Origin of the sequence: Catenuloplanes atrovinosus (assembly GCF_031458235.1) — a bacterium.
GTDB lineage: Bacteria > Actinomycetota > Actinomycetes > Mycobacteriales > Micromonosporaceae > Catenuloplanes > Catenuloplanes atrovinosus.
In genome coordinates this window covers 8,474,433-8,485,462 of sequence record NZ_JAVDYB010000001.1, presented here as the reverse complement: position 1 = coordinate 8,485,462, position 11,030 = coordinate 8,474,433, and the positions used below count along the sequence as shown (strand labels likewise).

The window sequence follows — 11,030 nt, the reverse complement described above, 5'->3', positions numbered from 1 at the left end:
CGCGGGAGCATGCGGACCGGACCGGGCTGGGAGCGGGAAGATCGGGGTCCGGGGTCGTCCCCGGAGTCGGCCAACGTCTTTCAGGAGGTCGGCAGGGGGTCGTCGTAGGCGCCGGAGGGGCCGGCCAGGCGGTCGTGGCCGTTGGGGTAGGGCCAGCCGTTGGGGGTGCAGCCGTGCAGGGCGAGGGTCTGCTGTTGCATGACGGGGGCGGGGCCGCCGGGTTCGGGGCAGAGTTCGTGACCCTGGTGGAGGCGGTGGCCGACCTCGTGGTTGATCAGGTAGGCGCGGTATTCCGGGAGGGGGCCGCGCCAGTGGGGGACGCCGCCGGCCCAGCGGGCGACGTTGAGGACCACACGGTCGCCGTTGCGGCAGGAGGTGTAGCGGTCGGTGCCCATCTGGCAGAGTTCGTCGCGGGTGCCGGGGGTGGCCAGAAAGATCGTGAAGTCGGGGTGTTCGCCGGGGGCGGCGCGGCGCAGCCGCCACTGGCCGCCGGTGATCCAGCTCCGGTCGTCGCCCAGCACGTCGGCGACCTCGTCGGCGAACTCGTCGGGCGAGACGCCCTCGATGCCGTCCTCGACCGCGATCCGGTAGCGCAGCAGCGTGCCGGACCGGCCCGCGGTGTCGCCGGGGCCGGCCGCGATCCGCCAGGTGCCGGGGCCGTCGCCGGGGAAGGTGATCTCGGGTGGGGCGTCGAGCTCGGACGGGGCGGGCGTGGGCGCCGCGGTCATCGCGACCGGCAGCGGCGGTGCGGAGCGCGGGGACCCCGGTGCGGGCGCGACGGTGCCGCATCCGGTCACCGAGATCGCGCACAGCGCCGCGACCAGTGTCTTCCTCCACATGAGTGATGCTCCCGTCGTCCTCCGATGTGCTGCCCAGTTGACGGTCTCCTCAGGGTGAAAGTTGTCTGGCGGAACCGGCAACCTTCCGGCCGGCTCGTCCGTCATGGCAGGGACGACGGAGCGTGCGAAGGGGGTGACGGTGGGCCGGGGAGATCGGGAGTTCGCCGAGTTCGCGCGGGAGGCGTCGGGCCGGCTGCTGCACGCGGCCTTCCTGCTCACCGGCGATCGGCACCGGGCCGAGGACGCGGCGCAGACCGCGATGGTCCGCACGTACGCGTCCTGGCGGCGGATCCGGCGGCAGGACCCGTACGCGTACGCCCGTGCGATCCTGGTCAACCACGTCCGTGACGGCTGGCGGCGGCCGATCCGCGAGTACGCGACCGCGGAGCTGCCCGACCGGCGGGACCCCGCGGACGTGGCCGAGGGCGTCTCCCGGCAGCGCTGGCTGGTCGAGGCGCTGGCGCTGCTCACCGCGCGGGAACGGGCGGTGATCGTGCTCCGGCACTACTTCGACCTGACCGAGACGGCGGTCGCGGACGAACTCGGGATCACGGTCGGCACCGTGAAGAGCATGAACGCGCGGGCGTTGCAGAAGCTGCGCTCGCGGATCGGCGAGCCCGCGCTGAAGGGAGAGCTGCCGTGACCGAGCTGGAGGATCTGCGCCGCGAGCTGCACGCGCCGCTCGGCCCGGAGGCGGGCACGATCGACCTCGACGTGATCGTCGCGAAGGGTCGCCGGCTGCGCTGGCGCCGCCGGCTGATCGTGGCGGGGACCGCCGCGGCCGTGCTGGCCGCCGGCGTGGCGGTGCCGGTGCTGTACCGGCCGGACCCGCCGGTGGGGCCGGTCGCGGCCGGGGAGACCGCGCCGTCCGCCGGGTGGATCCGGACCGGCGCGCCGGACGGGCGGATTCTCCAGTTGGAGCGCGGCCCGGACGGGCGGCTGCTGCTGGTCACCGGCTGGGCGCTCGGCGAGTCGCTGGTGGTGCAGGCCGAGATGTCGGACGGCGCGTCGGACCGCGTGCCCGGCTTCCACGTGTTCACGGTGCCGGGCGAGACGGGCGTGGTGTTCGGCTACCACGTGGGACCGGCGGACCGGATCGTGGCGGAGATCGACGGGCGGACCGAGGAGGCACAGCGCTGGCCGTGGCCGGACGACCCGGGCATCGTGGTCTTCTGGTTCCCGGCGGTCGAGTCGCCGGATCCGGTGGTGGGAAATCCACGGGTGATCTGATCCGGGACGGCCGTACCCTTGGCGCATGACGGACACGGAGCGTTCCGCGCGCGCCGGTGTTCCCGAGCGCCCGACGCTGGACGGGCTCGAGGACACCTGGTCGCGCCGCTGGCAGGAGGAGGGTACGTACGCGTTCGACCGGTCGAGGGACCGCGCCGACGTGTACGCGATCGACACGCCTCCGCCGACCGTATCCGGCGAGCTGCACATGGGACACGTCTTCTCGTACACGCACACCGACACGGTCGCGCGCTTCCAGCGCATGCGCGGCAAGACCGTGTTCTACCCGATGGGCTGGGACGACAACGGCCTGCCCACCGAGCGCCGGGTGCAGAACGTGTACGGCGTGCGCTGCGACCCGGCGCTGCCCTACGACCCGGCCTGGACGCCGCCGGCCCGGCCGATCTCCGCGGAGGCGCGCAAGCACCCGGTCTCGATCTCGCGCCGCAACTTCGTCGAGCTGTGCGCGTCGCTGACCGCGGAGGACGAGCGGGAGTTCGAGGCGCTGTGGCGGCGGCTCGGGCTGTCCGTCGACTGGTCGCTGACGTACACCACGATCGGCGAGGCGGCGCGGGCCGCGTCGCAGCGCGCGTTCCTGCGGAACCTGCGGCGCGGTGAGGCGTACACGGCGGACGCGCCCACGCTGTGGGACGTCGGCTTCCGGACCGCGGTCGCGCAGGCGGAGCTGGAGGATCGGGAGCGGCCGGGTGCGTACCATCGGCTGGTCTTCCACGGTCCCGGCGGCGCCGACGTCCTGATCGACACGACGCGCCCGGAGCTGCTCCCGGCCTGCGTCGCGCTGGTCTGCCACCCGTCCGACGACCGATACAAGGACCTCGTCGGGGGTACGGTCACCACGCCGCTGTTCGGGATCGAGGTCCCGGTGCACGCGCATCCGCTGGCCGCGCCGGACAAGGGCACCGGCATCGCGATGGTCTGCACGTTCGGCGACCTCACGGACGTCGTCTGGTGGCGTGAGCTGCGCCTTCCCACGCGCGTCGCGATCGGCCGGGACGGGCGGCTGCTGCCCGGCGCGCTCGACGCCGCGCCCTACGAGCGGCTGGCCGGGCTGACCGTCGCCGCGGCGCGGAAGGAGATCGTCGGGCTGCTGACCGGGTCCGGCGAGATGATCGGCGAGCCGCGGCCGATCACGCACCCGGTCAAGTTCTACGAGAACGGTGAGTCGCCGCTGGAGATCGTCGCGACCCGGCAGTGGTACGTCCGCAACGGCGGCCGGGACGCGGGCCTGCGCGACGAGCTGCTGGAGCGGGGCCGCGAGCTGAACTGGGTGCCCGGGCACATGCACCACCGGTACGAACACTGGGTGGGCGGCCTGACCGGGGACTGGCTGATCAGCCGGCAGCGCTTCTTCGGCGTGCCGATCCCCGTCTGGTACCGGCTCGACAACGCTGGCGAGCCGGATTACGACAACCCTCTCACACCGGACGAGTCCTCGTTGCCGATTGATCCCTCTTCCGAGTGTCCGCCCGGTTTTGTCGAAGTTCACCGTGGACGCGCCGGTGGCTTCATCGCGGACCCGGACGTGATGGACACCTGGGCGACCTCCTCGCTCACCCCGCAGATCGTCGGCGGCTGGATGCGGGACGAGGACCTGTTTGCCCGGGTCTTCCCGATGGACCTGCGGCCGCAGGGGCAGGAGATCATCCGTACCTGGCTGTTCTCCTCCGTCGTCCGGTCGCACCTGGAGCACGGCGTGCTGCCGTGGCGGGACACCGTCCTCTCCGGATGGATTCTCGACCCGGACCGCAAGAAGATGTCCAAGTCCAAGGGGAACGTGGTCACGCCGATCGCGCTGCTCGAGCAGCACGGCGCGGACGCGGTCCGGTACTGGGCGGCCAGCGGGCGGCCCGGCACCGACCTCGCGTTCGACCCCGGACAGATCAAGGTCGGCCGCCGGCTCGCTACCAAGATCTTGAACGCGTCCAAGTTCGTGCTGGGCCTCGGCGCCGCGTCCGCGCTCCGCGAGCCGGCGACGGAACCGCTGGACCGGGCGATGCTGGCCGGCCTGGCCGGCGTGGTCCGCACCGCCACGGACGCGCTCGCCGCGTACGACCACACCGGCGCGCTCCAGGCCGCGGAGACGTTCTTCTGGACGTTCTGCGACGACTACATCGAGCTGGTCAAGGAGCGGGCGTACGGCGAGGGGCCGGCCTCGGTCTCGGCGCGCGCCGCGCTGGCGGTCGCGCTGGAGGTGCAGCTGCGCCTGTTCGCCCCGTTCCTGCCGTACGCGACCGAGGAGGCGTGGTCGTGGTGGCGGTACGGGTCCGTGCACCGCGCGCCGTGGCCGACGGTGCACGAGCTGTCCGCCGGTTCCGCCTCCGACTCCGGCCTCATCGATGCGTCGCTGCTGGCCCTGGCCGGGGAGGCACTGTCCCAGGTCCGCCGGGCCAAGTCGGAGCGCAAGCTGTCGATGAGGGCGGAGGTGCCGCTGGCGGAGGCGCTCGGGCCGGCGGCGGTGCTGGAGCGGTTGGCGCTGGTCGAGGACGATCTGCGGGCCGCGGCCCGGATCGGCAAACTGGACCGGCTTCCGGACCGCACGGCCGACCTGGTCATCGCCTGCGCTTTCTGACCGGCCGCAGCTGAGGTGGCGCCGCCCGGGCCCCGGTAGATCGTTTGCCGGGGCGCCTGGGCGGCCCGCTCCATGGCCGTCTTCGACAGCGAAGCCCGAAGCCGTCCCTACTGTCCGCGGCGACGTTCAACGGCGACCCGACCGGCAAGGCGTGCCGGTGACGGGGTGGGGTGAGTGGAGCATGCGGGGCCGGACCTGGCCGGGAGCGGGACGTGGAGCCCCGCTACGGGAGCGCGCCGGTCAGGAAGCGGAAGCCGAGCAGCATGGCAATGATTGCGGGGCCGGCGAGGAGGGTGGCGCCCTGGAGGCGGTAGCGGATGGGGTGGCGGGGGAGTTCGAGGGCGTTGAGGAGGACGACGGCGCCGGCGGCGATCATGTAGAGCGCCCACCAGTGTGCCGGCCAGGTGAAGAGGGCGGTGCGGAGCAGGAGGAAGGCGGGGCCGAGCGTGGCGGCGAGGAGCGCGAGGCCGGCGACGGTGCGGTGCAGGGCGCGGGCCACGGGGTGGCGTGGGGCCCAGAGGTAGGTGCCGGCGACGGCCAGGCAGGGCAGCGTGATCATCAGCGGCCAGCCCCAGGTCATCCGCTTCGCGATCAGCAGGGCGCCGACGGTGGCGACGATCAGGCCGGCGCAGAGGATGAGGTAGCCGAGGAACGTGTAGCCGCGGCCGCGGGTGAGCAGGACCAGGCCGGAGGTGACGATCAGGGCGGCGGGGAGCAGGATCGCGTTGGCCCAGGGGCGTCCGGTGTCGCCGAAGATCAGGTTGAGCACCATGACGGTGAGCAGCGCGATGCCGAGGCCGAGCGCGGCGACGTACCGGGCGGGCGGGGTCTCCGAGGTGGTGGTCACGGCATCGACTCTGCCAAGCGGAGGGCGGCGGAGCCATCCGGCTAGCACTACCTCTCGGCGGAGGTCACCACCACCGGGTCGCCGACGGCCACCGGGCCGGGTTCGACCGGTGAGGCGTAGACGCCGAAGCACACGTCGCGGTGGCGGGCGATGGCGCGCAGGATGCCGGGGTCGCGGCGGGCGGTGACCGGGTCCACATTCACGATCATGCAGCGTTTGTCACGGCGGTCCGGGTGGAGGCGGGCGCCGCCGATGGACAGCGTCGCGCCGATCCACGCCTCCTCCGGGAACGCGGGGGCGGTGTCGCCGGGCTCGATCAGCAGGTTCGGGCGGAAGCGCAGCGGGTCGACCTCGGCGTCGTCGAGCAGACGGGACAGGCCGTCGACCGAGCGGGTGCTGAGCAGGCTGAGCGGCGCGGAGTCGAACAGGCCGCGGTTGAGCTTCATGACGCGTACGCCGTCGCCGAGCTCGGCGGCGAGGGCGGGGTCGGCGACGTCGAGCTTCTCCCCCGCGGGCGTGGTGACCAGGACCGGCGAGGCGTCCGGGCGGTCCGGCTCGGCCAGCCACGGGCGGTAGTGCAGCAGATCCGGCCGCTCCCGGATGGTCAGCCACGGGAAGCCGTTGCGCGCGGGGACGTCGCGGACGAACGCCCAGCGGCGGTCGCCGGCGAGACCGTGCCAGGACAGCTCCGCGCTGTCCAGCGGCTCCGCGGCCATCGACTTGACCGGGTAGCGCCAGAGCGCGGCGACCCTGCCGACCTCGATCCCGTGCCTCACCTGCCAACCCTGTCGAGCCGCGGTGAAGCTGTCAACCGACCCGCCTAGAAGTCACCCCCGAAGTCGCCACCGCCGAAGTCACCGCCGCCGAAATCGCCCCCGCCGACGTCTTCTCCGCCGCCGAAATCACCGCCGCCCGCGTCCTCGAAGCCCTCCTGGTAGCCGTCGGCGTAGCCCTCGTCGAAGCCGGCCATGCCCGGGTCGGCGAACGCGGGCGAGAACAGCGCGTCGAAGATCAGCATGCCGCCGACCACGCCGGCGGCCGTGCCGAGCGCGGTCTTCCAGACCGGCGTCGAGTACCACCCCTGGGGCACCGGGCGGCCGTTCACCCGGCCGCCGGGGTAGTAGTACGGCGTCTGCGGACTGGAGTGCGGGCCCGCCCGGAACGTCTGGCCCTGCACGCTGACCTCGCGGTCCTTGGTGAGCGTGCCGGCGCCGCGGGCGGCCGCGAGCTGCGGCAGCTCCGGGCCGGGGTCGATGCCCATCGCGGTGCGGGCGGCCCGGATGTAGGCGAGGCCCTCCAGCGCGGTCTCCCGGGCCAGCTCGAACTGCCGGAGCGTGCGGGCCTGGTCGAGCTGGCCGCCGGCCGCGTTGTAGCGCTCGGACGCGTCGGCGAGCGCCTGCCGGGCCGCGGGGTCGTCGCCGTGCAGGTTCATCACCTGGCCGCCGAGCCGCTCGTACCACCGGTGGGCGTCGGCGCGGGCGTCCGCCAGCTCGCGCTCCCGCCGGGACGCGGCCGCCTGCCGCCAGTAGAAGAGGAATCCGACGATCATCACGGCCAGGACGAGGAACAGCACGTACTCCATGAATGAACGGTAGCTCCGCGACACCGTGCGCCGCCCTGTGAGTCTGCTGAGTTCTGACGGTTTCTCGGATTCCGGCCGTGGCGGTCCCGGCCGCGCGGCGCCCGCTGCGGCATCCTCGGTGGGGTGGAACTCTCGACGGTGCTCGTGGTGATCGTCTGCCTCGGTACGGGCGGCGCGCTCGGCTGGCTGCTGGCCCGCTCCCGCTCCTCGGCCGACCTGGCCCGGCTGGAGGCGACGCTCGCGGCGACCCGCGAGGGCGAGCAGCGGCTGGAGGCGTCGCTGCGCGCGCTGTCGTTCGAGTCGACCGCGCAGTCGCAGGAGGCGGTGGCCCGCGCGGTGGCGCCGCTGCACGAGGCGCTGCGCCGGTACGAGGCGCGCGTGGCCGAACTGGAGCACGAGCGCGTGGACGCGTACGCGGAGCTGCGCGAACAGGTCCGGGCCATGAACGCGGTCGCGGGCGGGCTGCAGACCGAGACGAAGCAGCTGGTCGCCGCGCTGCGGGCGCCGCAGGTGCGCGGCCGGTGGGGCGAGCACCAGTTGCGGCGGGTGGTGGAGGCGGCCGGGATGCTGGAACACTGCGACTTCGCGGAGCAGGTGACGGCCGCGACCGACGCCGCCACCGTCCGGCCCGACCTGGTGGTGCGGCTGCACGGCGGCCGGACCGTGGTGGTGGACGCGAAGGCGCCGTTCGAGGGTTACCTGTCCGCGATGGAGGCCCGGGACGAGCGCACCCGGGACACGCACCTGGACGCGCACGCCCGGCACCTGCGCGCGCACGTGGACGCGCTGGCCGCGAAGTCGTACTGGACCGCGTTCGACGACACGCCGGACTTCGTGGTGCTGTTCGTGCCGGCCGACCCGTTCCTCGACTCCGCGTTGCAGCGCGACCCGATGCTGCTGGAGCACGCGTTCGCCCGCAACGTCGTGCTGGCCACGCCGGCCACGCTGATGGCGCTGCTGCGCACGATCGCGCACGGCTGGCGGCACTCGGAGCTGACCCGGAACGCGACCGTGGTGCACGGGCTGGCCCGGGAGCTCTACGGCCGGCTGTCCACGCTCGGCGACCACGTGGGCAAGCTGGGGTCGGCGCTCGGCGGCGCGGTCACCGCGTACAACCGGGCGGTCGGCTCGCTGGAGTCACGCGTGCTGGTCAGCGCGCGCAAGCTCGCCGACCTGGGCGTCTCCGGTGACGTGCTGGAGACGCCCGCGCAGCTGGAGATCGCGCCGCGGCAACCGCAGGCGCCGGAGCTCACCGAGCTTGAACGGCCTTCTTCATATCCCGCTTGAGTTCCTGCGGCAGGGAGAACGTCAGCCGCTCCTCCGCCGTGAGGATCTCCTCCACGTCGGCGAAGCCGCGCGCGGCCAGGTGCGTCAGCACGTCCATGACCAGGTCGTCCGGCACGCTGGCGCCGGAGGTCAGGCCGACCGTGGTGGCGCCCTCCAGCCACTCGTCCTGGATCTCGTGGGCGAAGTCGACCAGGTGGCCGGCCTTCGCGCCGTACTGCAGCGCGACCTCGACCAGACGCACCGAGTTCGACGAGTTGGTGGAGCCGACCACGATCACCACGTCGCAGTCCGGCGCGATCTCCTTGACCACGTGCTGCCGGTTGGAGGTGGCGTAGCAGATGTCGTCGCTCGGCGGCGAGACCAGCAGCGGCAGCTTCGTCTTCAGCTTGGCCACGGTCTCCATGGTCTCGTCGACGGAGAGCGTGGTCTGGGAGAGCCACACGACCTTGGACGGGTCGCGGACGGTCACCTTGTCCACGCCGTCCGGGCCGTCGACCAGCTGGACGTGCGCGGGCGCCTCACCGGCGGTGCCGATGACCTCTTCGTGGCCCTCGTGGCCGATGAGCAGGATGTCGTAGTCCTCGGCCGCGAACCGGCGGGCCTCGTTGTGCACCTTGGTCACCAGCGGGCAGGTCGCGTCGATGGCGCGCAGGTTGCGGGCCTTCGCCGACTCGTGCACCTCCGGCGCCACCCCGTGCGCGGAGAAGATGACGGTGGCGCCCTCCGGCACCTCCTCGTTCTCCTCCACGAAGATCGCACCCTTGGCCTCCAGCGAGGTGACCACGTGCCTGTTGTGCACGATCTGCTTACGCACGTAGATCGGCGCACCGTAGAGTTTCAGCGACTCTTCGACGGTCTGCACCGCCCGATCCACGCCCGCGCAGTAGCCACGCGGCTTGGCCAGCAGGACCCGCTTACGGCTCGTCTCGCTCACACCGCCATGGTACGCACCCCGCCGCCGTACCCCGTGATCGTGCGACCCACCGCACACGTTCCGCCCCGTCCCGCTCGGGCCCGGCACAAAATATCCACATGCCGGATGAACAGGGCGGACTCGCCTCACTGGGCGCGGCGGTGCCGATCGCGCTGCGCCGCAGTCTCGCCCTGCTCAGCATGCTCGCCGGCGGCTGGCTGATCTACATGTCGGCGACCACGGCGACCAGTTCCCGGCTCGTCGTGCTGGCCGCCGGCTACCTGGCCGGCGGCGCGCTGCTGCTGTACGCGTCGCGGTGGGGCGTGCTGACCCGGTGGACGCTGGGCGCCGCGGCGGTCGCCGGGCCGGCCGGGACCGCGGCGTCGCTGCTGGTGCGCGAGCAGGGCTCGGTGGAGGCGTTCTCGTACACGCTGCGGCTCGGCTATCCGCTGCACGCGGCGCACCGGACCGCGCCGGGCGAGTCGGTGGCGGTGGCCCGGGCCGCGCTGTCCGACGTGCCGTGGCGCCCGGACTGGGGGTACGCGGCGGCGGACGCGCTGTTCTGGGCGTACTGCGGCCTGGTCCTGGCCGTGCTGGTCACCGTGGCGGTGCGCGCCGCCCGGTCCCGCGCGTGACACCGCCACCCGCGTCCGGGTGGCGGCGTCACGACTCGGAGCAGGCCGCCGGTTCGGCGCGGTGCCCGGCCAGGAAGTCGCGGGAGGAAAGAGTCAGGCGACGACGATGACGGTCTTGCCGGACGTGGCGGCCGGGTCGGCGTGGACCGACGCGAGTTCCGCCAGCGGCACCCGCGCGGCGACGTCAACCCGCAGCTCACCGGCGTCGACCAGGCTCGCCAGGTGGGCGAGCTGGGCCGCGTCGCTGCGCACGAAGAGGTCGATGCCGCGCACGTCGCGCGCCTCGTCGCCCGGCGCGGGCATCCACACGGTGGTGTTCACCAGCACGCCGCCGGGCCGGATCAGCGTGACCAGCGCGGCGAGCCGCTCCGGGGAGATCGGCGCGAGGTTGAGCACCACGTCGACCGGCTCGGCGACGGCCGCGGTCACCTCGGTGGTGGTGTAGTCGACGACCTCGTCGGCCGCCGCGACGCGCTCGCTGCTGCGCGGCGCGGCCGTCGCGATCACGTAGGCGCCCGCGTTCTTGGCCAGTTGCACGGCGTAGCGGCCGACCGCGCCGCCCGCGCCGTTGATCAGCACCCGCCGGCCCGCGGTCACCCGGGCGTGGTCGAACAGCGCCTGCCACGCGGTCAGGCCCACCACCGGCAGCGCGGCGGCGTCCGGCAGCGGGATGCTCGCGGGCGCCGGCGCCAGGATGCCGGCCGGGGCGATCACGTATTCCGCGGCCGCGCCGGTGCCGGTCATCGGCAGGAATCCGATGACCGCGTCGCCGGCCGTGACGGTGTCCACGCCCTCGCCCAGCGCGTCGACCGTGCCGGACACGTCGAGTCCCGGCGTGTGCGGCAGCGTCACCGGGATCGGGCCCCGCATGTAGCCGGCCCGGATGTTGCCGTCCACGCCGTTGAACGACGTCGCCGCGACCCGGATGCGCACCTGCCCGGCGCCGGGGACGGGCCGCTCCACGTCCTCGTACCGCAGGACGGACGGGTCGCCGTACTCATGGAACCGCACTGCCTTCATGGCGATCTCCTCGAACATTGCTTCGACTTCGTAGTAATCGAAGAGTAGGACTTGCTTCGGATTCAAAGCAACTGATCGGGGTGTGAG

General features: G+C 73.2%; 11 protein-coding genes. 5 read left to right on the top strand and 6 right to left on the bottom strand.

Annotated features, from left to right (window positions below):
- Positions 1-80 precede the first annotated feature (80 nt).
- On the bottom strand, positions 81-839 hold the full coding sequence (locus J2S41_RS37945; protein WP_310375578.1) for a DUF3152 domain-containing protein: 759 nt from the start codon (positions 837-839) through the stop codon (positions 81-83).
- A gap of 139 nt (positions 840-978) precedes the next feature.
- Between J2S41_RS37945 and J2S41_RS37940 the strand changes: the two genes are divergently transcribed.
- From J2S41_RS37940 to valS, 3 genes are read left to right on the top strand one after another with little or no spacing between them, the layout of a single operon-like run.
- On the top strand, positions 979-1,482 hold the full coding sequence (locus J2S41_RS37940; RefSeq protein WP_310375577.1) for a SigE family RNA polymerase sigma factor: 504 nt from the start codon (positions 979-981) through the stop codon (positions 1,480-1,482).
- Entirely contained in the window at positions 1,479-2,069 is a 591-nt protein-coding gene (locus tag J2S41_RS37935; RefSeq protein ID WP_310375576.1) for a hypothetical protein, read from the top strand. Before J2S41_RS37940 ends, J2S41_RS37935 begins: the two co-directional genes overlap by 4 nt.
- Before the next feature lie 25 nt (positions 2,070-2,094).
- Positions 2,095-4,659 carry a valine--tRNA ligase gene (gene valS / locus J2S41_RS37930; RefSeq protein WP_310375574.1) on the top strand — a complete coding sequence of 855 codons (2,565 nt, stop codon included), beginning with the start codon at positions 2,095-2,097 and terminating at the stop codon, positions 4,657-4,659.
- A gap of 223 nt (positions 4,660-4,882) precedes the next feature.
- On the opposite strand, the gene J2S41_RS37925 is transcribed toward valS, so the two are convergent.
- Genes J2S41_RS37925 through J2S41_RS37915 form a run of 3 tightly spaced genes read right to left on the bottom strand, consistent with a single transcriptional unit; the run spans position 4,883 to position 7,088 of the window.
- Positions 4,883-5,506 (bottom strand): hypothetical protein, encoded by a 624-nt coding sequence (locus J2S41_RS37925; protein WP_310375572.1) that lies wholly within the window; start codon positions 5,504-5,506, stop codon positions 4,883-4,885.
- A gap of 47 nt (positions 5,507-5,553) precedes the next feature.
- On the bottom strand, positions 5,554-6,282 hold the full coding sequence (locus J2S41_RS37920) for an MOSC domain-containing protein (protein ID WP_310375570.1): 729 nt from the start codon (positions 6,280-6,282) through the stop codon (positions 5,554-5,556).
- Between the two features lie 44 nt (positions 6,283-6,326).
- Positions 6,327-7,088, bottom strand: coding sequence for a hypothetical protein (locus J2S41_RS37915; RefSeq protein WP_310375568.1), 762 nt, complete (start codon positions 7,086-7,088; stop codon positions 6,327-6,329).
- A gap of 123 nt (positions 7,089-7,211) precedes the next feature.
- Between J2S41_RS37915 and rmuC the strand changes: the two genes are divergently transcribed.
- Positions 7,212-8,375, top strand: a complete 1,164-nt coding sequence (gene rmuC / locus J2S41_RS37910) for a DNA recombination protein RmuC (protein WP_374728229.1) — start codon at positions 7,212-7,214, stop codon at positions 8,373-8,375.
- Here the strand turns inward: rmuC and J2S41_RS37905 are convergent.
- On the bottom strand, positions 8,338-9,309 hold the full coding sequence (locus J2S41_RS37905) for a 4-hydroxy-3-methylbut-2-enyl diphosphate reductase (protein ID WP_310375566.1): 972 nt from the start codon (positions 9,307-9,309) through the stop codon (positions 8,338-8,340). The genes rmuC and J2S41_RS37905 overlap by 38 nt on opposite strands.
- A gap of 98 nt (positions 9,310-9,407) precedes the next feature.
- Between J2S41_RS37905 and J2S41_RS37900 the strand changes: the two genes are divergently transcribed.
- Entirely contained in the window at positions 9,408-9,923 is a 516-nt protein-coding gene (locus tag J2S41_RS37900) for a hypothetical protein (RefSeq protein WP_310375564.1), read from the top strand.
- 93 nt (positions 9,924-10,016) lie between these two features.
- Here J2S41_RS37900 and J2S41_RS37895 read toward each other — a convergent pair whose 3' ends face one another.
- Positions 10,017-10,943, bottom strand: a complete 927-nt coding sequence (locus J2S41_RS37895) for an NADP-dependent oxidoreductase (protein ID WP_310375562.1) — start codon at positions 10,941-10,943, stop codon at positions 10,017-10,019.
- Between the last annotated feature and the right edge of the window lie 87 nt (positions 10,944-11,030).

What these genes read in the sequence shown, in the direction of transcription:
- J2S41_RS37945 (WP_310375578.1), bottom strand. Translation starts at nt 839, where the DNA reads ATGTGGAGGAAGACACTGGTCGCGGCGCTGTGCGCGATCTCGGTGACC.
- valS (WP_310375574.1), top strand. Translation starts at nt 2,095, where the DNA reads ATGACGGACACGGAGCGTTCCGCGCGCGCCGGTGTTCCCGAGCGCCCG.
- J2S41_RS37915 (WP_310375568.1), bottom strand. Translation starts at nt 7,088, where the DNA reads ATGGAGTACGTGCTGTTCCTCGTCCTGGCCGTGATGATCGTCGGATTC.
- J2S41_RS37900 (WP_310375564.1), top strand. Translation starts at nt 9,408, where the DNA reads ATGCCGGATGAACAGGGCGGACTCGCCTCACTGGGCGCGGCGGTGCCG.
- J2S41_RS37895 (WP_310375562.1), bottom strand. Translation starts at nt 10,943, where the DNA reads ATGAAGGCAGTGCGGTTCCATGAGTACGGCGACCCGTCCGTCCTGCGG.